The sequence below is a fragment of the Candidatus Sulfurimonas baltica genome (assembly GCF_015265455.1).
Classification (GTDB): Bacteria; Campylobacterota; Campylobacteria; order Campylobacterales; family Sulfurimonadaceae; genus Sulfurimonas; species Sulfurimonas baltica.
Genome location: NZ_CP054492.1, coordinates 2,574,212 through 2,597,161 on the forward strand (window position 1 = coordinate 2,574,212; position 22,950 = coordinate 2,597,161).

The 22,950-nt window shown below is 34.0% G+C and carries 21 protein-coding genes, 1 tRNA gene and 1 pseudogene; 7 read left to right on the plus strand and 16 right to left on the minus strand.

Features of this window, described 5'->3' with window-relative positions:
* Nucleotides 1–53 precede the first annotated feature (53 nt).
* The 6 genes from HUE88_RS12915 to HUE88_RS12940 form a co-directional block, all read right to left on the minus strand.
* On the minus strand, nt 54–893 hold the full coding sequence (locus HUE88_RS12915; RefSeq protein ID WP_194369593.1) for a replication-relaxation family protein: 840 nt from the start codon (nt 891–893) through the stop codon (nt 54–56).
* 10 nt (nt 894–903) lie between these two features.
* On the minus strand, nt 904–3,417 hold the full coding sequence (locus HUE88_RS12920) for a type IV secretory system conjugative DNA transfer family protein (RefSeq protein WP_194369595.1): 2,514 nt from the start codon (nt 3,415–3,417) through the stop codon (nt 904–906).
* Entirely contained in the window at nt 3,414–3,662 is a 249-nt protein-coding gene (locus HUE88_RS12925; RefSeq protein WP_194369597.1) for a hypothetical protein, read from the minus strand. Before HUE88_RS12925 ends, HUE88_RS12920 begins: the two co-directional genes overlap by 4 nt.
* A 210-nt stretch (nt 3,663–3,872) precedes the next feature.
* Nucleotides 3,873–4,904 carry a nucleotidyl transferase AbiEii/AbiGii toxin family protein gene (locus tag HUE88_RS12930; protein WP_194369599.1) on the minus strand — a complete coding sequence of 344 codons (1,032 nt, stop codon included), beginning with the start codon at nt 4,902–4,904 and terminating at the stop codon, nt 3,873–3,875.
* Nucleotides 4,891–5,505, minus strand: a complete 615-nt coding sequence (locus HUE88_RS12935) for a DUF6088 family protein (protein ID WP_194369601.1) — start codon at nt 5,503–5,505, stop codon at nt 4,891–4,893. The genes HUE88_RS12930 and HUE88_RS12935 overlap by 14 nt, the downstream gene beginning before the upstream one ends.
* 78 nt (nt 5,506–5,583) lie before the next feature.
* Nucleotides 5,584–6,699 (minus strand): tyrosine-type recombinase/integrase, encoded by a 1,116-nt coding sequence (locus HUE88_RS12940; RefSeq protein ID WP_194369603.1) that lies wholly within the window; start codon nt 6,697–6,699, stop codon nt 5,584–5,586.
* Between the two features lie 425 nt (nt 6,700–7,124).
* Here HUE88_RS12940 and HUE88_RS12945 point away from each other — a divergent pair, with 425 nt between their 5' ends.
* On the plus strand, nt 7,125–8,354 hold the full coding sequence (locus HUE88_RS12945; protein WP_194369604.1) for a P-loop NTPase family protein: 1,230 nt from the start codon (nt 7,125–7,127) through the stop codon (nt 8,352–8,354).
* A gap of 14 nt (nt 8,355–8,368) precedes the next feature.
* A complete protein-coding gene (locus HUE88_RS12950; RefSeq protein WP_194369606.1) occupies nt 8,369–9,241 on the plus strand; it encodes a mechanosensitive ion channel family protein in 873 nt (290 codons plus the stop codon).
* Between the two features lie 66 nt (nt 9,242–9,307).
* On the opposite strand, the gene HUE88_RS12955 is transcribed toward HUE88_RS12950, so the two are convergent.
* Nucleotides 9,308–9,469, minus strand: a complete 162-nt coding sequence (locus tag HUE88_RS12955; protein WP_194369608.1) for a hypothetical protein — start codon at nt 9,467–9,469, stop codon at nt 9,308–9,310.
* A gap of 167 nt (nt 9,470–9,636) precedes the next feature.
* Entirely contained in the window at nt 9,637–11,460 is a 1,824-nt protein-coding gene (locus HUE88_RS12960; protein WP_229860092.1) for a hypothetical protein, read from the minus strand.
* Between the two features lie 89 nt (nt 11,461–11,549).
* On the opposite strand from HUE88_RS12960, the gene HUE88_RS12965 reads away from it, so the two are divergent.
* On the plus strand, nt 11,550–12,971 hold the full coding sequence (locus HUE88_RS12965) for an SDR family oxidoreductase (protein ID WP_194369610.1): 1,422 nt from the start codon (nt 11,550–11,552) through the stop codon (nt 12,969–12,971).
* Between the two features lie 36 nt (nt 12,972–13,007).
* Complete coding sequence (locus HUE88_RS12970) at nt 13,008–13,781, plus strand: NYN domain-containing protein (RefSeq protein ID WP_194369612.1); 774 nt, start codon at nt 13,008–13,010, stop codon at nt 13,779–13,781.
* Nucleotides 13,782–13,806: 25 nt separating this feature from the next.
* Here the strand turns inward: HUE88_RS12970 and putP are convergent, their stop codons facing one another.
* The 5 genes and pseudogenes from putP to HUE88_RS13925 form a co-directional block, all read right to left on the minus strand.
* Nucleotides 13,807–15,279, minus strand: coding sequence for a sodium/proline symporter PutP (putP, locus tag HUE88_RS12975; protein WP_194369614.1), 1,473 nt, complete (start codon nt 15,277–15,279; stop codon nt 13,807–13,809).
* 16 nt (nt 15,280–15,295) lie between these two features.
* Nucleotides 15,296–16,552: an aldehyde dehydrogenase family protein gene (locus tag HUE88_RS13915; RefSeq protein WP_229860093.1), complete on the minus strand. Its 1,257-nt coding sequence runs from the start codon at nt 16,550–16,552 to the stop codon at nt 15,296–15,298.
* Nucleotides 16,539–17,489, minus strand: a complete 951-nt coding sequence (locus tag HUE88_RS14045) for an aldehyde dehydrogenase family protein (protein WP_268245937.1) — start codon at nt 17,487–17,489, stop codon at nt 16,539–16,541. The genes HUE88_RS13915 and HUE88_RS14045 overlap by 14 nt, the downstream gene beginning before the upstream one ends.
* A 75-nt stretch (nt 17,490–17,564) precedes the next feature.
* Nucleotides 17,565–18,440: pseudogene (locus HUE88_RS14050) on the minus strand (proline dehydrogenase family protein); the annotation flags it as partial.
* 21 nt (nt 18,441–18,461) lie between these two features.
* Nucleotides 18,462–18,842 (minus strand): hypothetical protein, encoded by a 381-nt coding sequence (locus HUE88_RS13925; RefSeq protein ID WP_229860095.1) that lies wholly within the window; start codon nt 18,840–18,842, stop codon nt 18,462–18,464.
* 124 nt (nt 18,843–18,966) lie between these two features.
* On the opposite strand from HUE88_RS13925, the gene bamE reads away from it, so the two are divergent.
* Nucleotides 18,967–19,296, plus strand: coding sequence for an outer membrane protein assembly factor BamE domain-containing protein (gene bamE, locus HUE88_RS12985; RefSeq protein WP_194369616.1), 330 nt, complete (start codon nt 18,967–18,969; stop codon nt 19,294–19,296).
* A gap of 9 nt (nt 19,297–19,305) precedes the next feature.
* Here the strand turns inward: bamE and HUE88_RS12990 are convergent.
* A tRNA-Arg gene (locus tag HUE88_RS12990) sits at nt 19,306–19,381 on the minus strand.
* A 130-nt stretch (nt 19,382–19,511) separates the two neighbouring features.
* Here HUE88_RS12990 and HUE88_RS12995 point away from each other — a divergent pair.
* Complete coding sequence (locus HUE88_RS12995; protein ID WP_194369618.1) at nt 19,512–19,901, plus strand: NifB/NifX family molybdenum-iron cluster-binding protein; 390 nt, start codon at nt 19,512–19,514, stop codon at nt 19,899–19,901.
* A gap of 23 nt (nt 19,902–19,924) precedes the next feature.
* Here HUE88_RS12995 and HUE88_RS13000 read toward each other — a convergent pair whose 3' ends face one another.
* Nucleotides 19,925–20,461: a YaeQ family protein gene (locus HUE88_RS13000; RefSeq protein WP_194369621.1), complete on the minus strand. Its 537-nt coding sequence runs from the start codon at nt 20,459–20,461 to the stop codon at nt 19,925–19,927.
* A 126-nt stretch (nt 20,462–20,587) separates the two neighbouring features.
* Here HUE88_RS13000 and HUE88_RS13005 point away from each other — a divergent pair, with 126 nt between their 5' ends.
* Entirely contained in the window at nt 20,588–20,920 is a 333-nt protein-coding gene (locus HUE88_RS13005; RefSeq protein WP_194369623.1) for a hypothetical protein, read from the plus strand.
* Nucleotides 20,921–20,926: 6 nt separating this feature from the next.
* On the opposite strand, the gene HUE88_RS13010 is transcribed toward HUE88_RS13005, so the two are convergent.
* Entirely contained in the window at nt 20,927–22,948 is a 2,022-nt protein-coding gene (locus tag HUE88_RS13010; RefSeq protein ID WP_194369625.1) for a PAS domain-containing sensor histidine kinase, read from the minus strand.
* Nucleotides 22,949–22,950: the final 2 nt, after the last annotated feature.

Consider the following 22,950-nt stretch of genomic DNA (forward strand, 5'->3'; position numbering starts at 1 on the left):
ATCTTCTCAGTTTAATCGTAGATGCTCTATTATACAGGTAAGAATATAATTATTTAAATAAAATCAACCTTCTGACCGCTAATTAAGCTCCAATCACTAAAGAAATAATTCTTCATTTCATCATTAGTTTTAAAAATAAAAAAATTATGCAAATTATCGAATATTTTCATTTGTTTCATCTTGTAAGTAACTATATTTTTAAGAGTTTCAAACTCACAGACTACTACCACCCGGTTAGATCTTTCAAAGTTATACTTTTGAGATGCTATTCCCTCTGAAATTGCTATAGCATGTAGACACAACTGCTCTATAAGCCTTTTTGATGATTTTCCATTGTGTTGCTCGAATAAAAAGAGATAATCCCTCTCAGCTACCTTAAACTTAGTAATAGCATCAGGAATGAAAGACACACCATTATCTAATTCAAGACTATTAATAGCCTTTAAGTGTTGGATTCTATCTTTACTCCTGTTATTTCCAACTTTATCAAAATCATAGTTTAAAAAAACAACGCTACCATCATTACAATTCAGCCATTCTCTTAAACATATATGAAAATCAATGGTGCTCTTTCTATGAAAATAAGTTTGAGTTGATGTCGGCTTACTTTTCGTTGCTTTAATTTGATCCTCTGGGTAATCTAAGTCTTCAATCAAAAACTTGACACCCCTGCTAGTTAAGTAATAAATAGATTCCAGCTTACCCTTTTCAGGGTCTACCGGAAATGTGATTTTATCGATTAAAGGTCGCTTTTGGTCTGTGAGCTGCTTAAGATTATTTGTCACATCCCCTCTATGTTTATTTAGTCCTAATTTAACAAGCTGTGAAGAGGTTAAAAATTTATATGTAGCTATATGTTTCATCGCTTCTATGTGTTTATCTTTTAAATACATCCCATCCTCCTTAAAATTCATCTATAAATGGAACTAAGGAGCTTTCATCTACTAGAACTTCAGTTTCAAGTGTTTGTTTAAACTCGGCATTATTCATTGTCTGTAAACTTTCATCTTCAATTGGTCTATAATAGTGCTTAGTGAGATACTTTAAATGCTTCTTCCACTTCTTAGAACTTATAGCATTTTTGTTACCTAGAAACTTCGTTGTATGCATTATTTTTACAGCTGGTATTGAGCCAACTTTTAAGAAAAATTCACCTACATTAAGGTTCTCCATCTCCTTAACATCTACTTGAATCTCTTTACTCAATATTCTAAGATTTTCATAAGAATTTTTCCCAATAAGCTTAATATTCGTACAACTAAGGATGATACTTTTTAATTTACTATCAAGTTGAGATATTGACTGGTGGATTAAGGTTACAGAACATCCATACTTTCTACTATCTGTAAGTATCTCTTCAATTGTTACACCAATATAGTGCTGGAATTCATCAAGATATAAAAATGTTTGAGGTCTTAAGTGCGGAGATAATTTTTCTCTCTTGAGTATAATTCCTTGAATCGTCGCCATCATTAATCTGTTATATAAACTCATCGTATTTTTCATCTTAGCTTTTGAAGTTTGAAAAATAAGTATTTGACCAGGAGTGTTTATCTCTTTTTCTACATCAATCTTATTTTCTCCGCTGATAAGATTAGCAAATTTTTCATCATTTAAAAAAACCTGTAATTTAGTTCCGATAGCATCTTTAGTAACTTCATATTTATCCATATTAAACGAAGATTTAAAGAAAATCCTATGTCCTTTAACAGGACTCTTTTTACCTAATTTTATAAGGTCCGCATTATTATTAGGATCCATAAATCTTTGTAAATCAAAGATACCCAAGTGATCTTCTCTAAGTATAGTTGAGATACAAGGGATCAAAACTGCTGTCATATTGATTGACCATTCTATTCCAAGTCCAATTTCAAAAGCACTTAACAATTCTTGAGACTTAAGAGCTATCAATTCTTCATCTTTAGTTGTAGTTTTAAATGGATCAATAGTTGGTATTTTATCTTTATGCATAAAGGGGTTAATTAAAATTAATCTCTTTTTATCTTGAATTCCTTTGGCTATCTCTAAAGCAAAATCTCCATGAGGGTCAAAGACCACTACACTGCTATCTCCCTTTTTTATTTTAGAATTTACTAATGATTTAACTAGCTCTGTTTTACCGACGCCAGAAGCTCCTGAGACATGAGTATGTTTTAATAACTCTTCCGGTGGAATCAATATATCAAAGTTACTATCTGTTGGATCCAAAGTTAGACTACTAAGATTAGACCTTATAGAGCTTAAGATAGAAGGTTGTATCATAGATATAAAATTTGCCTTTCTAGGTCTCCTTCCCTTCCCTTTCACTTCTTTAGTTGCTGCTGTGTCCATATCTAATGGAACAACTTTAATTGGACTACTTTTATCATTCAAGTTCTTATTTATTACTTCAATATCTATAGCTTTAGCACGTCTAATCTCATTTGTTAAATTTGAACTATGCTCAAAATCAAGAGAGAGCATATTGTCTTTTTCAAACTTATCAAGCATCTCTTCAGTAATAGCTAGATTGAACATTTCTTGTTTAATAGACTCATCTACAACCGATAGCTTATCCAGTAGGCAATCAATTTTATTTGCTAATTTAACAAATGTTTTCATTAGCATTATAGGATGTGCTACTGGTGTACTATTAACAATTATAGGCTTATGATTTTTAGTTCTATTATCCTTCCACAATGTTTTCTTTGGAAATCTAAAGCTATTTGTTTTATCAATACCTTCAAATATAAATCTATAGATAGTTTTTAGAATTTCTATCTCTTTTTTAGATAACGTCACTCCAAGCAATTTATTATCGTTTACTACTTTTAACAACCTATACAATGGAAATGAAACTTCTGTAAATAGATCCATCCGTATATAGTCTACCTCTTCATTTTTAACATTATATATGTTGTTATAAGATTCGATAGTCTTACTATCATCAACTATAGTATGCTTAAGTTCTGCATCCATTTTTATCAAAATATCTTGGCTTGCTTTATTTTTAATAACGCCATACAACTTAGACCATGTCTCCGTCATATTTTGATTCACAATATCTTCTGCACTTGAGTTATCAATTTCATGTAAGCTGAGTACAAGTTGATTTAACTCTTGATTATTCTCGTTATGCAGCTCTGGGTTAGAAGCAAATTTTATCAAATACGAAAACACTACATCTATTTTTGATGAAAGAACTGCTGAAATATGCTTTTTAATCAAGTGAGCACTACAATCTTTCTTCTTACTAGTAAGATTTAATAATAAGAACTCATTTCTTAGTGGTATATGACCACTATTTAGAAAGAATGATTTTTGATTACATTGTACCGAGGTCTTTATAATATTTTTAGTGTCTGTAATTAAATTGTTCTCTTCTACCTGAAGACCTATTGATTCTAAAATCTTTTTTTGTGACTCTACAAAACTCATAAGTTATCCTTTGTATATTGAGTACCCTGAATTTGATGCTCTTCAAGCCATTCATTTATGGCTTTCCTTTTATACCTAACATAGCCACTTACCTTACTAAATGGTATTGTTGAGCTAGTACTAGCCATCCTCATTTTTGCTTGAGTAGATTTACTAAAACCATACTCTATTGATAATCCCATAGGGGATAACCATTCATTTTTGAGTTTCTCTTCTTTATCAGTATCTTCTAAATTCTTAGACATACTAAGTCCTTTTTTTGAATTTAAAAATTGCAATTTTTATAAGTGCCGGAAATAAAAGTGTTTAAACGCGTTTCTTTTATTTTCCTAACAGTGTAAGTATAGAAAAGTAGTTGAAATTTTATAGAGGGGAAAAATTGAGGAAATTTCCCCAGAAGGATTATTTGGATTTTATGATACGGGATATTTTCTTAAAAATTAAGTAAAAACTTATTAAATAGCTTCTTCTATTTTATGAAGAATTTTTAGTAGCTCTTCATAAGTTGGTGGACTACCAATTATCATACTTTTAGCCATATCTTCATAATCTACTTTGAAATTATGATTTAACTCATTTGTTGGAACTATCTTTATATTTTCGGGTGTGGCATTTGAATAATCAGCTCTATTATCTTTATAAAAAGTAGATTTGTGTTTGACTACATCAGCTAATAATTCCAGGTTATTGATAGCCATTATCCCATATTCACTATTGTATAGTTTTACTAAATCATAGATATGTCGGCTCATGTGATTTCTCTTCTCTATCCTTGACGGCTCATTTCTAGAGTTTTCAGCATGTAAAATTGTAGCTTTCTCCCAGAAGGTTCTATCAGGACGAAGTATTTCAACTTCTATAGGATCACTCTTCTCTAAAACTTGCTCAAAAAAACTATCTATACTTCTTGTAATAGTTGGTACTCTCGCCGACCTTACTCCTGCTTCTACTTTTATTACAGGCTGAACATAACTCTCCCCGTACTCCATATCTTCTAATAATTTTGGGTAATGGATAAAGAGTGTCATCTCACCTTCTGACACTATGTCAAAAGGCAAGTTAGTAATTTTGCTTAGTTCGTCCTCAACAATACGCAATAAAATATCATCAGTATATTTTTGACCTAGGTTCTTGATATTTAAAAGCTCTCTTTCTAATTTCTTATTAGACCAGTTACTCTCATCATCAAAATAATTCCAAGGGTTTTCAAACTCGCCATAGTGTTGTTTTAATGTGTCAATAGAGTATGTAACATCTATATCTTCAGAAAATCTATCTATTAAATCAAATCCTTTAGATAAAGAAGTACCTCCCTTAAACAAGATTCCTTCTGAACCATTTTCTCCGAATAAAATATGCAATAAAATCGTTACCCATAAATCTTTTTCAACTACAATAAGGGGTAAACCCTTCTGTGTTGCAACATGACTTAAAGCAGCTTGCTGTTCCTCTAATGGTAGTGTAAAAAACTCTTTAATGTATTTCATTTATAATCTCACTCACTCTAGTTTTTACCCACAATGGATAGTATCTCGAAGCCATATCTAAATCCTTGACATCTGAAACCTTTAGTTTACTGGCAAAGTCTTTTACTAAGTCCTTATCATCAAAAGCATCTTTACCGAGGTAGTCAATTGCGCTTAAAACAAGACCTACTCTTTTATTAGATGTAGTTAGTTTTTTAGCATTTATTCTTTTAAATACTATCTCGGTATTTCCAACAAACTCACTTTTATGTAGTTTATCATTGAGATATATATACTTCATAGGTACTTGATCTGATAAACCCAACATATTTAAAGCCATCGAACCATCTGGAACTATGTGAGCATCATTTAGTTTAGCGATAGCTTGTGCGATAGCAGAGGGGTTAGGTAATACATCTCCAAAGAGGGAACTCTTCTGTGGCTTGTAATATATCCCTTTTCTAAATCGTTTAATCACACCATCAGCATTTAACTTACTTAATTCTTTCTCAACACTATTTTGATTAGCATCTAGAAATCTAAAACTATTAGAAGCAAAGACAACACCATTAGATAGGGATGATATTTTAGATTGTACTCTAGTCGTAATGGGTTGTGTCATCTTCTGCTCCTTTAATATTCAGTATTATTAATTAATTATACTGAATTTATACGCTTATGTCAATAATTGAATTATTTGTTACTTAGTACCTAATAATTTTGCTGATATGTCATTTGTATTTCTTGTAGCAGTCTCTCTTTGTAATGATAAATACTTTTTAAGTGTTGAACTATCATTATGTCCAAGTAGTGCTGTTAAGTCTCCAAGACTCGCACCCATCGCACTTAATGCACTCACAGATAAATTTCTCATCCAGTGAAAAGTGAATTCTTCTATTCCTGATATAAATCTTATTTTAGGGTAATGGTCTTTAGTATGCTTAATCATAAAAACATCTCCTCTCGTGTCCACAAACTCAAGTAGTGCATCTCTGACATCTCTTGCTAAAGCAAATGTCATATCGGTATTTACTTTTGAGTTACTTCCTCGTACTAAGTACTCATTAGTCTCAAAGTTTATATCTTCCCATTGTAAAGTTAAAACCTCTTGTAATCTACGCCCATAAAATCCGAACAAAAATAATGCTCTATGATGTGGATTCTCATTACATTGTATGCTCTTCGTATCACTAATAACTACGAGATCATCTGAGCCAAATAATTGATGTATAGTCTCATGTATTTTCTTATATTTGTTTACAGCATCTGTAACAATCTTTTTTTCTTCAAGTTGCTTGCGAACAGGTATATGACTTTTTTTAATAGGACTCTTAACGATTAAGTCATCTTCAACCGCTAAATCAAATAGTGGTTTTAAAATTTCATATGCTTTTTTTCTTGTTGCTGGTGCGAAATCCTTTAGCGATACATTTAAAGAGGTAAACTGAGCAGCTTTAACATCTCGTAGTTTTAGTTTCGCAAGTTTTAATAAATGCTTTTCAAAATAGTAATCGTAATTACGGATAAGAATATCATTCCACCCTTTTACAATTTTCACTTTTTCCCAATAATCTCTTACTGTTGCATTAACATCTGCCGAGAGAGTATTATCATGAATAATTTCATCTTTGATTCTATCAAGTTCTCTTCTTGCTGTTTTTAATCGGTCTTTAGGAGAATGAGATTTACTACTACTCCATAATCGACTATATCGTTTTCCCTCTACAGAAAAATCAAACCAAAACCTAACTCCATCATTATGGATTTTAATACCAGCATCATTAGTTTTATTATAAGATTTTTTATCTATTGCCATGTATAAACCTTTAAGTTTTCATTGGGTCTCGTCTTGGGTCTCATTAGGTCTCGTGTTTAGGTCTCATTTTTGAAGATATTGAGAGGAATAAATCGGAACAAATAAGTCTACTATTATACCTATTATAGGGCTTAAAAGCAATCAATAGGAATCATTAAGATATCTATAGTTTTAGAGTTCGAATCTCTGAGGGTCCACCACTTTAATAATCACAAACAATCAAAACACTCCTTAACCCTTACAACACTAAACCTCAAAGCTATTTTAGTCTTTTGAACTATTTACAAGTAGACACAAAACACACCGAGCTCTATACTTGAAATACACTTTAATATTAGTTTGCCGCCAATAAGAACAAACACCATGCTAAACCAAAATTAGAAATATGATAAAATATACCAAGATTGACGTAAAAGGCTAACTATATGAATAGTGATAAATCTGCTGATTCAAAAAATAAAAATTTTTTATCCTATATAAAAGATAAAATCAGTAAATTAAAAAAGCTGATAGGAATTATTGATGAAAAGACACAAGTATCTTTTGAGCTTTCGGAGTTTATGCAGGAAATTGACTCTGCTCTTGAAAATTTACCTGAAGAGTATGAAAACCTTTATGAACTTAAACCAGCAGAAGAAGCTTTTTTTGTAAATAGAGAAATAGAGATGAAAAAACTTGAAGACTCGTTTGAAAACTGGACAAAAAATCGCTTTGTCACATGTACGATAATCGGTGAAAAAGGGTGCGGTGTCACCTCTATATTAAACTCATTTTTAAAGAAAATCCCTCAAACAGATACAATTAGAGTAGATTTGCATGAAAAAATTTATACCAGCGACAAATACTTTGAATTTTTTAACTCCTTGCTAAAAACAGATGGCATTAAAAGCAATAAAGAGTTGATAGACTTTTTAAATAATATTAAAGATAGAAAAATTATCATTATAGAAAATCTTCATCACATGTATTTAAAAAAAGTAGGCGGCTTTGAGAGTATGGAGATGCTCTTTGAGGTTATCTCATATACTACTAAAAATATTTTTTGGATAGGAGTATTTACACAGCAGACATGGAACTATCTTGATAAAACCATCTCAATTTCAAACTATTTTACCAGCGAAATAGTAATGCAAGAGTTAAGTTATGAAACTATCAAAGAGATTATATTTAAACGAATTGATTATAAATCTAGTAAAATCAAATTTATCCCCAATGAGGATACTTTGGAGAGTAAAACTTTTCAAAGTTTAGATAATGATAAAAAACAGCTTTTTTTGGAAGAAAAATTTTTTAAACTTCTCCATAAGCTTTCAAATGGAAATATTTCTCTTGCTCAACTTTACTGGATTCGTTCAATAAGCATAAACAATGAGAAAACTTTAAATATTAAAGAGATTGATGATTTTGATCACTCTTTTATTAAAAACATCTCCGAGGAGGCACTATTTACTCTCCAAGCACTAATTTTACATGACGGATTGACGATAAACGATTTTGCCATCATCATGCATGAATCTATATCCGAGTCCCGCAAGATACTTATGCCTATGCTTGAAAAAGGGCTACTTATTCAACCACATAATAAGTACAATATAAATCCTGCAATCTATAAATCGGTGTATGATTTTCTATCATCAAAAAATTTTATTCACTAAATAGGAGCGACATAATGAAATTTATAATATTTTTTCTAGTTATTTTTACCCAGGTTTGTTATGCGATAGACGTTCATCCAGTGAACTTTATTGAAATCATTTCCTTTTCTAAAATTTTTTGGACTATTCTCTTTCTTATAATAAGTTACATTTTTATAACTCTACTTACAAAGATAATTGAGTTTTTTGCAGAAAAAAGTTCTCGTCTTAGAATAAGCATAAAAGGGGTTGTCCCAATACTCCGAATCGGGCTTTGGATAGCCGTTATAACTATTGTCATAAAAGTTATATATAATCCACCTATAGAGATGTTAATGACTGCTATGGCATCAGTGGCCATAGCCATAGGTTTTGCTACACAAGATTTGTTAAAAAATATATTTGGCGGGATTATGCTTCTTTTTGATCGCCCGTTTAAAGTGGGAGACAAGATAAAAGTGGGAGATAATTATGGTGAAGTAATAACAATCAACCTTCAAACAACTCGTATTGTAACTCCTGATGATTCAATTGTCATAATTCCTAACATGGAGCTTATGAACTCTCGTATTTCTAATAGTAACTCCGGTGAGCTCTATTGCCAAGTAGTCGCCAAAATAGCACTTCCTGTTGATGCGGATATGCAAAAAGTCCGTAAAACTGCCATCGAAGCGGCACAAGTTTCAAAATATATTTATCTTAACAAACCGATTACGGTACTTTTTACAAATGAAATCAACGAACATAAAATTTTTTTAGAGATGAAACTAAAAGCTTATGTAATGGACATCCGTTATGAGTTTTTGTTTAAGAGCGATATGACGGAGGTTGTTATAAAAGAACTTATAAATCAAGGTCTCTTAAACAATAATGAGATTAAAGAATTAAATTTTACAAAAAGTATGTAAGAGAGAAAAGATAATAATTTAAAATCAACAACTAAAAAAGTTGATTTAAAATACGCTTAGTATAGATTATGTTTCATGATTATTGGACGTATTTGAAGCTGTAGGTGTATCTTCTTCTTGTGTTTCATCACTATTTTGTGCTAATTTTTTCTTACGCTTTTCTTCTTTTTTCTTCTCTTTTTCCAGCTCACGAGCTCGTTTTTCATAACTGTAGTTTGTTTTTGCCATTAGTAATCCTATTTTTAATATTTGATAAATCGTAGTGTTATAGTCTATAGTATAGCAAGTTTTATCGCCTATATTGTTTCCATTTCGTCGAATGAGTATTATTATTACATTAAAACTATACAAAAAACGCCTACCAAGTACAAACCTGAATGGAGTTAATCGAGAAATTATGAATTATTTTTTTGTAATTGTTCATGGGGTGATTTTAAATTATTTGAGCTATCTTCGAGCTCTTTAAAAACATCTAGTATCCATTTATTATATGAAGCCTTCATTAAAGTTTTTAAGGTGTTCTTTTCAGAATCTATCATTTTTCTAACACTCGATTGAAAATCATTTTCATTAAATGCCTGATCGATTTCTGTCATGGCAGCATCTACGCCTACCCAACTTACTGCGCCTGTGACAACGCCACAAAGTAATGCCCATGGACCACTTGGGGCACAGACTGTTAAGCCAGTAGCAGAACCAGCCGCAAAACTTGCTGCTTTGCCAGCGCCATTTGCACCAAATTTTAAAAGCATTTTTGACATTACTGTTTTAGAAATAGAACTTGTCAGTAAAACTGCACCTGTTCCGCTTAAAGTTTTTTTTGCTACATCTCTTGATGAGGCTTCAAATATCTCATCAAATTTAGAATTTATATTCTGTAATTGTTGTTGAGTTTGTTCATTATTTGAGATATTTTCACTATTTTCAAGAGACTCAATACTGCTCTTCATTTCATCTCTCAAATAACTAATATTATTCACTATAGCCTTGTTTACATTTATTGAGGCTCTGTTAATATGCATGTCAAAACTACTCTCAATAAATAAGTATCTATTTATTCTTGCTTGTATCTCATCATCTAGCATTTTATCATTACATTTTTTTAGTTTATACCCATTTGGCAAGAATTGATTATAGTAGGGAACTAATGTACCATTTTTATATCCACAATAGAGGTCATGACCTTTTAAAGCTATTCTTGTGTATTCACCTTTTACGGAGTAGTAATAACTCGATAAACTCGGTATTGCATCATAGACCGGAGCAAAAGCAGTATCTATTTGATTATCTATAATTTTATCAATTTCATCAAGTATCTTTTGTTCATTGGATTTCAACTGTTTATTAAGGGTGGACTCGATTTCAACATAAGTCTTTTTAACAAGTTTTTGCATTTTTTGAATATGTTGTTTTTCGTATAGATGATTAATAATTAATGTTGAGACAAAAAGGAGTAAAATAGCCCCTATAAAACCTATAAAAAAATAGTTTTTAATTTGCAGATTGTCATCTGTCTTGATTATAGACTTAGGAATATCTACACTCAATAATAATTTTGAGTATGCCCATGCAAAGATACCCTGTGAGATAAATAGATAAAACATCCAACCGAAGAAACTAGTATTGTTATCCAAGCTATCCATTGATGAACTGATTAGTTTCCATTCTATAAGTTCTTTGTATCTTAAAGTAGATGATAAAAAATCCAAAAACTTACAATTAATCACTTGTACTTCAGCTGTGGGGGTTGTAAAAAATTGATATATTACGAAAACTATAACAAGAAGTGCAGTATTTATCCATGCGGTCCATCTACGAACCACAGCACTAAGAAATGGAGATTTAACAGTTAAGAGGAGCCTATCTCTTATCTTATTATGGATTATCCATATTACTACAATATCAGCACCTAAAATGGCTAAAATAACTGGGTTTATATAAATACTTTGAATTAATAAAATTGTTGATGCACCAAGAGCTATGAATGATGACAGCAATAAAGTGAACCATGCACTTTTAACTATATGAAATAAAGATGTTGTGTTATGAAATAATCTCTCTGCTATGGCATACTTGTTAATAATCTTTGTTTCGGATAGTGCGATAGTAAGGAGTGTAGTTATCCCTACGACATAAATTGCAAAAACTATACATGTAGCTGTATCAGCAATAGCTGTCCAAATTATCAGAAAAATAAAAATTAATAAACTTTTAAACATGTGGCCTCTCATTTTAACGGAATAATAACTTTATCATATTTAAGTAGAAAAAACTTATAATGGTTATAAATATACTTTAGGACTTAATTATGAAAGTATTACTAACAGGGGCAAACGGATATATAGGCAGACGACTAAAAAAGTTGCTTATAGCACATAAAGACATTGAGCTGAGGGTGTTTGTACGAAACAAGAATAGTTTATCTAAAGAGATACTCGAAAACTATGAGATAGTTGAAGGCGATACTTTTGATAAAGAGGCTTTAAAAAAAGCCTTAGACGGTGTTGACTGTGCTTTTTATCTCATACACTCATTAAACAAAAAAAATTATAAAGAACTAGATAAAATCTCCGCACAAAACTTTATAGATACAGCAACGGAGTCTGGAGTTAAACGGGTTATATATCTTGGAGGGCTGGGTGTAAAAAATAGTGAAACAAGCAAGCATCTCCTAAGCCGTCTTGAAACAGGAGAGGTTTTAAGCTCATCTAAAACAACTCAAACTATTTGGATAAGAGCCGGAGTCATTATAGGTTCAGGAAGTGCAAGTTTTGAAATAATACGAAATCTTGTAGAAAAATTACCAGTTATGATAACACCAAGATGGGTAGAAACGTATGCCCAACCTGTTGCAGTAGATAATGTGCTTGAGTATCTTGTCTCATCTTTGTATCTAAAATATGACAAAAATCTTATCGTCGATATCGGCTCTGAAAAAATGAAATATAAAGATATTATGCTCCAAGCTGCAACAGCTCTTGGACTAAAAAGGTATCTTTTACCGGTTCCATTTATGAGCATTAATTTATCATCTTACTGGCTTAATCTATTTACTCCAATACCATTTAGTGTTGCAAAAGCACTTATTGAAGGGCTTAAATCTGAAGTGACTATGCAAAATGACAATGCAAAAGAGTATTATCCGCAAATTGAACCTATGAGCTATACAGATGCTGTTAAAAAAGCTGTTGAGGAGATAGAACAAAACCAAGTAGTAAGCAGATGGAGCGACACAGACGGGACAACTTGGGACCAATCACATGCAAAGCAAATAAATGATGCAATTTTTGTAGATAGAAAAGAGGCAGACATAAGCTCTTATGATAAAGAAAAACTCTTTAAAGTCATCACCTCCATTGGTGGAAAAAATGGGTGGTTTGATTATGATTTTTTATGGGAGATAAGAGGCATTATTGATAAAGCACTTGGTGGAGTTGGACTTAGCCGAGGAAGAAGAGATCATTGTGATTTAAGACTAGGTGACTGCTTAGATTTTTGGAGAGTTGAAGATATAAAAGAAAACGAGAGATTACTACTGTTTGCACAGATGAAGTTACCTGGTTCTGCTTGGCTGGAATTTAAAATAGTAGATGATAAACTTATCCAGTCAGCCTACTTTTATCCAAAAGGCATATGGGGTCGAATTTATTGGTATGCTCTTTTGCCAGTGCACTATTTTATTTTTACAAATATGATAAATAATATTTTAAAATCTTGTAAAAACATTTAGTATAATTATGAAAAAATGAGTTAAATTAGGAATTAAATGAAAAAGCTACATAAAAACAACATTGCAATGTTTATAGACTGTGATAATGTTAGCTCTAAATATATAGAGAGTATATTTGAAGATTTATCACAATACGGGACTGTAAACATTAGAAGAGCTTACGGAGATTGGAAAGACAAAAAACTTTTGGGGTGGGAAAATGTTTTACATGAATACAACATTAAGCCTATTCAGCAGTTTGCTTACACAAAAGGGAAAAATGCGACAGATATAGCTATGATAATTGATATTATGGATATTCTCTACACCAAAGAGCTTGAAGCTATAGTTTTGATAACAAGCGATAGTGATTTTACTCCTATTGTTACAAGAATATTATCTGATGGATTAACAGTTTACGGATACGGGGAGTCGAAAACTCCTATGCCCTTTGTAAACGCATGTTCTCAATTTATTTATGTTGAAAAATTAAGTGGTTTACACAATGAGACAACTATAGAAAACAACACTACAAACCACAATGATGGCAGTATTACTAACTATGTCGGAAATAACTATGATATAAAAAAAGACTACAAGCTTATTAATTTACTCAAGCAAGGTGTTGAAATAACAGCAGATGAACAGGGGTGGGCAGATGTTAAAGACATGTCCATGTACATAAGAAAAAACTCTTCTTTCTCTCAGGTTAACTATGGATTTAAAAAAATGGGTGACCTCATCAAAGCATTAGACTTATTTGACATGGAATATTTTGGAGATAGAAAAACTCAACTGATGATAAGAATAAGAGACAAGCGGAATAAATAAATTTTTGTTCCGCTTGAAACTACTTTTACGACTTTCTCAATCTCTCTTGAACCTCATTAAATATATCTTCTACATCTTTAGAATTTTTAGAACCTATTTTACTGAACACAAGTATCGCAATCCATGCAGCGACAAAACCGGGAAGAATTTCATATAAATCAAAAATTCCACCTTCAAGCTGTTTGTAAATTATGACAGTCAAAGCACCGACAACCATTCCGGCAATAGCTCCATTCTTGGTTATAGTGTGATTATAAAGAGAGAGGATAACAAGCGGACCAAATGCCGCACCAAACCCTGCCCATGCATACGCCACAAGTTTTAAGACACTAGAGTTTTCATCTGTAGAGATGCACCAGGCGATAAGTGCAATAGCAATTACCGTGAATCGCCCCACCCACACAAGCTCCTTGTCACTAGCTTCTTTTCTGAAGATAGCATGGTAAATATCTCTTGTGAGAACTGAAGATGAAACGAGAAGTTGAGAGTCTACTGTACTCATAATCGCTGCCAAGATTGCTGCAAGTAAAAAACCTGCAATCCAAGGATTAAAAAGTAGTTGAGAGAGAGTAATAAAGATTTTTTCACTGTCTTTTAAATCTACTCCATGTGACACAACATAAGCAAGTCCGAAAAATTCTACTGCCAATGAACCGATGATTGAGATTATCATCCAAGTCATTCCAATTGTTTTTGCACGATTCATGTCATCTTCATGGCGGATAGACATAAAACGAACAAGAATATGGGGCTGACCAAAATACCCAAGTCCCCAAGCCATTAAAGAGAGGACACTGATTATTGACGCTCCGCTTAGAATATCAAGATTTGAAGCCTCAACTGACTCTATAATTCTAAGTCCCTCACTAACACCGCCGATATCGTAAATAACGACAAGTGGTACAACTGCAAGAGCTAGCATCATCAGGATTCCCTGAATAAAATCAGTCCAGCTTACAGCATTGTAACCGCCTAAAAAAGTGTAAGAAACGATAATAAAACTTCCAACCATAAGTGCTGTTTCATACTCAAGATGAAAAGTGGCTTCAAAAAGTTTTGCCCCGCCGACAAGTCCCGAAGATGTATAAAGAGTATAAAAAATTAAAATAACAACAGCCGTTACAACTCGAAGTGAATTACCTTTGTCATTAAAACGGTTTGAAAAATAATCAGGAATTGTAATAGCATCTTGAAGATGGTGGGTATAAACGCGAAGAGGTTTTGCCACATAGTGCCAGTTGATATAAGCTCCTATTATGAGGCCAACGGCTATCCAACTCCCGACAACTCCTTGGGTGTACATCATACCTGGAAGTCCTAAAAGTAACCACCCGCTCATGTCTGATGCTCCGGCACTAAGTGCTGTAACTCCAGGTCCTAAGCTTCTTCCACCTAAGACAAAGTCACTCAAATCATCTGTTTTAAAATAAAAGTAAAACCCTATCCCTATCATAATCGCCAGATACGCTACAAATGAAATAATTACTGGTGTTTCCATTATTTTTCCTCTTGTTTTAAGAGACCGCGAAGTCCAAGGTTTCCATATCTATGGTAACTATCTGATATGCTTTGCTCAATAAAATAATGCATAAGTTAATGCGTCCATGTTCTATAAACGGCTCTGTTGCTATATACAGAGCATAATCCGATACAGCTTTATAAACAGAGGTCGTTGGAGGCTGTAAAAAGCGGATTCGTTGTACTGTCTGCATCGCTTTAACCATTGCAGATTCATCTTCCATTGCAAAAGTGTCATCCCCTTCAAGCAATACAGATTTTTTCTCTCTTAGGTAAAGCAAGCCTTCACTTTTAGGATTTTGAGGAATGGACACATAAACTTTAGCTCCTACCATTTTTGCACAAGCAATAGAGGAGAGCATCTCATGCAAAAGGTCACTCTCTTCAAAGCGCAATAAAACACTTTTTACACCAATATAACGAATAATATTGCTTTCCCCTCTGATATTGGAATAATCATGCTCTTTAGTAAAGTGTGTATCCAACCAATATGTAAAATCAGTTGTTTGAGTAAGTGTTTTTTCAAGGCTGTAGGCAATTTTGCTCTCCTCTTTTAAAAGAGGTTTTAATTTGTTTATATATGAATTTGCACAGCTTTTATCTTCTACATGTAGCTTCATAAATTGCGATATATAATTAAATCCGCCTGCTTTCTTGCCGCTTCCTATAGCAGATTTTCCCATTCCGCCAAATGGTTGACGAATTACTATAGCACCCGTTGTCATACGGTTTATATATAGATTTCCTGCATGCAATTTTTCTTTAAATATATTCTGTTCTCTTTCATCCAAACTCTCCAAACCTGAAGTAAGTCCATAACCTGTAGAGTTTACGATGTTGATTGCATCTTCTAGGTTTTTTGCACACATTACGCTTAAAACAGGCCCAAAAAGCTCATTCATATGGCAAAAATCACCACTTTTAGTTCCCCATCGGATAGATGGCTTTAACATGTAGGGATTATTATCTGCGTATGATGGCTCAAGCGCCCACTCTTCCCCCTCATCTAAAGTTGAAAGTGCTTTTTTCAGGTTGCCTGAGGGAGTGTTTACTAAAGAACCTACACGATTTTGGAGTTTCCACACTGAGCCTACATGTAAGGATGAAGCGGCATCAACCAGCATCTTTTTAAAGCTCTCATCCTCATACACTTCACGCTCAAGAACCAGAAGTGAGGTTGCAGAACACTTCTGTCCAGAGTTATTAAAAGCAGATGCTACTACGTTTTTAACTGCCTGGTCACGATCTGCCAATGCGGTGACAATAGTCGCATCTTTTCCCCCCCGTCTCAGCACTCAGATGAATATCTGGACGACTTTTTATAATCTGTTTTGCCGTTGTCTCTCCACCTGTAAAAATCACAAAATCTATATCACTGTTTGTTACAAGATGCTCACCTGCCGCCTCGCCGCTGCATGGAACAAACTGTAAAGTGTTTTTGCTCACACCAGCGTCCCAGAAACATTGACAAAGTCTGTATGCACAAAGAACGGCATCAGAAGATGGTTTTATTATAACTGTGTTACCTGCTGCCAATGCTGCGGCTATACCACCAGCAGGGATAGCAATAGGGAAGTTCCAAGGACTTACAACAAGACCGACACCTTTGCCGACTGCTGTCACTCCATCAAGAGCCTTGAGTTTTTTGGCACTGTATGGGTAAAAGTTTAAAAAATCTATAGCCTCTGAAACCTCAACATCAGTTTCGGAAAAGACCTTACCAACTTCCGCCGCTGCAACGCCGATAAGGTCAGCCCTGCTTTTTTTAAACTCATGTGCCGCATCCATTAAAACTTTTTGTACCTCTGTTGTACTAAGTTTGCCCCAGCCGTCAACATCAGCTTTTGCAATGAGAACAGCCTTTTGTAAGTCACTTTGGGATGCTGTTGAATAAGTTCCGACAATAACTTTTTCGTGGTACTGGGACTTGTCTTTTACTTCTATCTTCTCTTCTGAGAGTACATCTTCTCCGCCGACAACAGCGGACGCATTGAAGCCGCCGTTTTGTGAGATATTTTTCCATTTATCACTGATAGCTTCTGCCCATTTTATATTTTGCGGTAATGAAAAATCTGTATCACTCTCATTTTTAAAAGTATAGTTTTGCAGGTCTGACTCAGGTATAAAAATTTCATCATTTCTATTTTGAGTTCTAAAAGGGGTAAGTGCGATATGTGGAAGAACTTCTATGGAAGCATCATAGCCCTCTACAAGTGTTTTCCATGCGGGAGAGTCTACATGTAGCCCAAAACTGTGGCGTAAAAAGTTCTCCTCTGCCGTGTTTTCATCAAAGCGTCTCACAAGGTAGGCAATGGCGTTTGTAAATGTCTCCTTCGTCGCTATGGGCGCATACAAGATAACATTCAGACCCTCTTTCTTAAGCACATGGTAAGCTGTCTCACTCATCCCCTCAAGCATCTCAGCACTACAGTAAGACTCAACTCCTCTTTGACGCGAAAGCAACATTGCTACGGCATGGTCAAAAAGATTGTGAGAAGCTATGCCGACGTGAACATAAGGAGCCACTTCTTTATCTATCATATAATCCATTAAGATTTTAAAGTTCGCATCCGTCTGCGCTTTATCCAAGTAGGTAACACATTCCCAGTTGCGAAGGCTCGCTTCTGTGAGTTCCATCTCCTGATTTGCACCTTTAACCAGTCGAACTTTAATAGGCGCTCCACCTTTGCTGACTCTATCTTTTGCCCATATTACAAGTTTTTTAAGAATCTGATGAGTGTCAGGAAGATATGCTTGTAAAACGATTCCCGCTTCAAGCAAATAAAACTTTTCTTTTGAGAGTGTCTTCATAAAAGCATCAATGGTTATGTTTATATCACGGTACTCTTCCATATCCAGATTTACAAATTTGTACTCTTTTTTTCCCTTATTGAGAAATGTATTTTGAATCGCTGCTGAGTATATAAGCTCTAATCTGCTAGAAATTTCATTGACACTCCAATCATGGGCAACAGGAGTTACTTGTGAAAAGATAGTAGAAATTTTTATGGAGATATAGTCAATATGCGGATTTTTCAATGCATTAATATATTTTTTTATTCTAGCCTCAGCTTCACCTTCACCCAGAACCATCTCACCGATTATATTTATGTTAACTCTGGTATGCTCTTCACGTCGTTTGTTAAGGTGTTTATTAAGTGCTTAGTCTTCGCCTTTTATAACTATTTCACTAATATCATTACGAAGATATTTGATAAAAAGTTCGACAGAGATATCTGGCAAATAAATCCCTACATGTCTAAACGACCATACAAGCAACTGCTCAAATTCTGTAAAAATATCCGTACCTTTGTACTTTGAAAATATGTACTCTAATTGATTTGCAATCCGGTTGGAATCATGAGCGCGAAAACTCTGATCTAGTAACTCAATAAGAAAAATCTTATTCATAGGATTTTTAAGCATTCTTTTCATAGTCTCATGAAATTTTTTCTCACTGCTATGTCTGCTTTTGTCAATCTCGCCTTGCCATGATGCTGCTACGTTTTTTGCCGACTCAAATGTTGCCTTATTAATTTGCATTTTATATCACCTCTTCTTTTTATGGTATCAGGATAGGTTTAAATCAATCTTATTTTAGTGAGTATTTTAAATATTATCGCAAAGTTATGTTATGATATTCCTTTAAATAAGAGGAGTTTATAGTATGAGAAACATAGTTAATAAGATTGGGTTGATTTGGATATTTGTTATAGCAACGTCTGTTTTAAGTGTTGGAGGTTGCGCAAGAATTGGAACTGATTTTAAGACTCAAAATGTTCAAGAAATAAAAATTGGTGAAACTACGCAAGAGCAGATTGTTGCAATGTTTGGAAAGCCTTGGCGTCAAGGTGTGATGGATGGTGTAACTCAGTGGACTTATGGCCGTTATACTTATCGTCTTATAGGTGAAACAGATACTAAAGACTTGGTTGTCAAGTTTGACAATAGCGGACGGGTAAGTTCTTATACTTTCAACACTACAGATGTGAAATAATATCCAAAGTGGTCTCCCCACGTGGACTCGAACCACGAGCTATCCCTTAGGAGGGGACTGCTTTATCCAGTTAAGCGATAAGGAGAAATAAAACGTTATTATAACCGCTTGCGCTATTTTATCCAAAACTTCTAAATGTCACAATTTTCAATTAGCGTTAGATAGTTAATCATTAAAAGTGCTACAATTGCATAAATATAACGAAGGGAAATATAATGAAAATAGCTATTCCGGTAAAAGATGAAAATTTAGAATTTTTTGGCAACGCTGGACACACTCCGAAGTTTGCTATATACAATATGAACGGAACAGGAATGTTTAGATCTTTTAAATTGGAAGTTGTAAAAAACAATCCAAGAACTGACATTGACTACAATGACGAGGAACACAGCTGTGCCCATGACGGTGACGATGCAGCGCATGTAGCTCAACATGAGAGAATGGGAACAGTTCTTGATGAGTGCGACTATATTGTCGTTGCAAGAGCGTGTAAAAACACTGCAAACACAATGAACTCACATGGTGTTAAGATTGTAAAATACAGCGGTGATTCATCTCAGGCAGACTCTATTTTAAAAGAAGTCTCTTCTCAATTTATTAAATAATTTTTCTCATTCGAAGAGGGAGTCTAGGCTTCCTTCCATCTCTCTTGTCTGATTGTTACACTGCTCTCTTCGCCTATAAGGCTAAGTTCGCCGTCACTCATATTGCACTGCAAAGAGATTGTCCTCTCAACCAACTGCTCTATATCCCCATCAATGCTAAGATAAATAACGGAGAGGTTTTTAAAACGCTTAAGGGCTTTTTCTGCCTGTTTCCACCATGCTAATGCGGCACCGTCTTGATATGTATACAGTATAACCTTCTCTGAGCGTCCGCAAGCTTTTTTAATACGTTTCTCATCAGGCTGACCTAAATCTATCCATAACTTTATCTCACCGTCTAAAGACCTCTGCCACAAATCAGGCTCATCATCCTGCGAAATCCCCTTACAAAACACCAAGCTCTCATCAGCATTAAAAACAAAGGCACTCAATCTTACCATTAGACGCAAGTCATTTTCCGACGGGTGTTTAGCGAGTGTAAAGTTATGCTCTGCGTAATAATTACGGTCCATATCGGCGATGTTAAGCGCAGCCTTGTAAATAGTAGCTTTTGCAGCCATATAATTCCTTTTTTTGGTTCTATAATAATTGAGAGTATACAGTAATAGAGTTTTTATTCTATCTTTTTAGTAAAATTATGTGACAATACCGCCATAAATTTAATGACAAAGCAGTGAAGGCCAAGTATGAAAACACCTATTAAAAAAAATTATAACAACAGTGTAAAATCTGCACCCCACAATAGTAAAAGAAAAGCTCCACCTAAAAATAAAACAGTTGACGTAGCCCCGAAAAACGAGGTTAAAGAGATGTTTATAAACTGGTTTAAAAAAAACAATAACGTTGGACAGATTATGAGCAAGCAGGATGTTGTAAAAAACATTTTAACTAAACTTGATGCAAAACAAAATGATGCCTTAGAAAAAGCCATGAATGAACTAAAGCGTGATGGCTTAATCGAAGTAAAAGAGGATGGGGTCACACTAGTCTTAACTCAAAAAGGTTCTGATTCTATTTAACTTATTTTATATACTCGGCGCATGTAAGCGTATATTAAAGCAGACGCCACCCCCTTTATTGTAGACATTTAATGAACCTTTATGGTGCTCTTCTATAATTCTTTTTGACATGTAAAGTCCCAAACCTGTTCCATTTTTTGCACTTTTTGTAGAGAAATATGGATCGAAAATTTTATCCATTATCTCGGGAGATATTCCTCCACCGTTATCACAGATAGAGATACTCTCTTTTTCCGTAATAATTATAATCTGAGGGTTTTTTATATGCTTTTCTTTAAAGTTATCTTGTGCATTTTTCAATATATTTAAGACAACCTGCATCATCTCATTAACATGTATTTTATGCTTAGCGCTAGAGTTATATACACATATCAACTCTACATTATCACTCTTTAGGGAATCTTTAATAATAGACAGTGCTTTTATCGCCACCTCCTGAAGGGTTGCTTCTACGGACTCCCTATTGGGTTTATAAAAATTTCTAAAATCATCTACAGTCTCCGTTAAAGTTTTAACAAAGCCCTCTATTTTCACAAGCCTGTCATAAAAATATTTAGAAGAAGCATCTCTGCCCTCTTGTGTCTCCAAGTCAAATGTTTCCAACTCAATTTTCATTTGCAAATTTACAACTGTTGAAGAAATTGCACCGAGAGGTTGTCTCCATTGATGGGCTATCATACTAAGCATCTCCCCCATCTGAGCAAGACGAGACTGCTCAATAAACCTATTCTCCTGCACTAATCTTTCTACTTTTAGGATATTTTCTATTGTTACATCCCGAACTACAGAGAGAAGCTTGTCCCCACCAGGCATAAGACTAATGTTCATTTTCACATCAATTAGCCCGTTGTTTTTCGTAATACAGGCTTTTTCATAACCTTCATAATAGCCATCTTTAATTACTTTTGCTAGAACTTTCTTTGACTCTTCTATCATCTCAGCAACTGTGAGCTCAATGCATGATGTAGTATAGAGTTCTGCTTTTGTAAAACCGGTCATTATTTCATATGCGTCATTAACAAATAAAAAATTAGAGTTCAAATCTAAAATAGCTATACTCTCTTTTGTAGTATTAAAAATAGTTTCAAGGAAATTTTTTGATTCTTGAAGTTCTTTAGTCTGCTCCTGAACCTTGGATGCAAGCGAATTGTTTGCTTCGTTTAGCTTAATTTCTAAGTTTTTTTCTTTCGTTATATCACTGTGTGTTCCGCTAAAACGAAAAGGATTCCCATCTTTGTCAAACTGAGCCTTGCCCCGTCCTAAAATCCACACCCATGAGCCATCTTTGTGTTTCATCCGAAAAGTGTGTTCAAAAACAGTTGTCTTGTGTCCTAGATAAGAGTCAACTTTATGCAAAATCTCTTCAATATCCTCTGGATGGACGTTATCTTTCCATGTTAAAAACTCACTAGAGAGTTCATCATCTTTATATCCAAGCATATCTTTCCATCTAGGAGATAGATACAGCTCATTGGTAGTTAAGCCCCAATCCCATAATCCGTCACTGCTCCCCTCCAATGCCAACTCTAAGCGCTCTTTATACTCACGGTTGCTAGCCTCAAGTATTTCTCTCTCCAACTCTACGGCTATTCGCCCCGAGAAAACTTCAAAGAGTGTTTTAATAAAATCTTCATTCTCTATTTTTTTCTCAGAGAGAGCTACTATTATCCCCATAACATTACCTTTGGAGTCTTGCAATGGAGTACCTATATAGGATTCAATATTCATATCTATTAGAAGTTGGTCTTTAGGGTAAAGTTTAGTTATCCCCTGTGTAAAGCAGCAAACAGTGTTATCGCTGACATCAGCGCAGGGTGTATTTTTTAAATCATATACAAAATTATCGACAATTTTGCCTTTTGCGGCAAGGGCAATTGTTGAGGAGTTGTTGTGTTTGTCATCAAGGCGGGCAATGAAAACATACTCGACATCAATGGTAGAAGCCAAACTAAGAACTATTTTCTCAAAAAACTGTTGCCCTGAGGAGTTCTTCAGAGCTTCAATGATGTTTTTAAGTTTTAATTCCATAA

What these genes read in the sequence shown, in the direction of transcription:
- HUE88_RS12940 (WP_194369603.1), bottom strand. Translation starts at nt 6,699, where the DNA reads ATGGCAATAGATAAAAAATCTTATAATAAAACTAATGATGCTGGTATT.
- HUE88_RS13005 (WP_194369623.1), top strand. Translation starts at nt 20,588, where the DNA reads ATGAAAACACCTATTAAAAAAAATTATAACAACAGTGTAAAATCTGCA.
- HUE88_RS12950 (WP_194369606.1), top strand. Translation starts at nt 8,369, where the DNA reads ATGAAATTTATAATATTTTTTCTAGTTATTTTTACCCAGGTTTGTTAT.
- HUE88_RS12920 (WP_194369595.1), bottom strand. Translation starts at nt 3,417, where the DNA reads ATGAGTTTTGTAGAGTCACAAAAAAAGATTTTAGAATCAATAGGTCTT.
- HUE88_RS12930 (WP_194369599.1), bottom strand. Translation starts at nt 4,904, where the DNA reads ATGAAATACATTAAAGAGTTTTTTACACTACCATTAGAGGAACAGCAA.
- HUE88_RS12915 (WP_194369593.1), bottom strand. Translation starts at nt 893, where the DNA reads ATGTATTTAAAAGATAAACACATAGAAGCGATGAAACATATAGCTACA.
- HUE88_RS12970 (WP_194369612.1), top strand. Translation starts at nt 13,008, where the DNA reads ATGAAAAAGCTACATAAAAACAACATTGCAATGTTTATAGACTGTGAT.
- HUE88_RS12965 (WP_194369610.1), top strand. Translation starts at nt 11,550, where the DNA reads ATGAAAGTATTACTAACAGGGGCAAACGGATATATAGGCAGACGACTA.
- HUE88_RS13010 (WP_194369625.1), bottom strand. Translation starts at nt 22,948, where the DNA reads ATGGAATTAAAACTTAAAAACATCATTGAAGCTCTGAAGAACTCCTCA.
- HUE88_RS12995 (WP_194369618.1), top strand. Translation starts at nt 19,512, where the DNA reads ATGAAAATAGCTATTCCGGTAAAAGATGAAAATTTAGAATTTTTTGGC.
- HUE88_RS12925 (WP_194369597.1), bottom strand. Translation starts at nt 3,662, where the DNA reads ATGTCTAAGAATTTAGAAGATACTGATAAAGAAGAGAAACTCAAAAAT.
- HUE88_RS12960 (WP_229860092.1), bottom strand. Translation starts at nt 11,460, where the DNA reads ATGTTTAAAAGTTTATTAATTTTTATTTTTCTGATAATTTGGACAGCT.
- HUE88_RS13925 (WP_229860095.1), bottom strand. Translation starts at nt 18,842, where the DNA reads ATGCAAATTAATAAGGCAACATTTGAGTCGGCAAAAAACGTAGCAGCA.
- HUE88_RS12935 (WP_194369601.1), bottom strand. Translation starts at nt 5,505, where the DNA reads ATGACACAACCCATTACGACTAGAGTACAATCTAAAATATCATCCCTA.
- HUE88_RS12945 (WP_194369604.1), top strand. Translation starts at nt 7,125, where the DNA reads ATGAATAGTGATAAATCTGCTGATTCAAAAAATAAAAATTTTTTATCC.
- putP (WP_194369614.1), bottom strand. Translation starts at nt 15,279, where the DNA reads ATGGAAACACCAGTAATTATTTCATTTGTAGCGTATCTGGCGATTATG.
- bamE (WP_194369616.1), top strand. Translation starts at nt 18,967, where the DNA reads ATGAGAAACATAGTTAATAAGATTGGGTTGATTTGGATATTTGTTATA.
- HUE88_RS13000 (WP_194369621.1), bottom strand. Translation starts at nt 20,461, where the DNA reads ATGGCTGCAAAAGCTACTATTTACAAGGCTGCGCTTAACATCGCCGAT.
- HUE88_RS12955 (WP_194369608.1), bottom strand. Translation starts at nt 9,469, where the DNA reads ATGGCAAAAACAAACTACAGTTATGAAAAACGAGCTCGTGAGCTGGAA.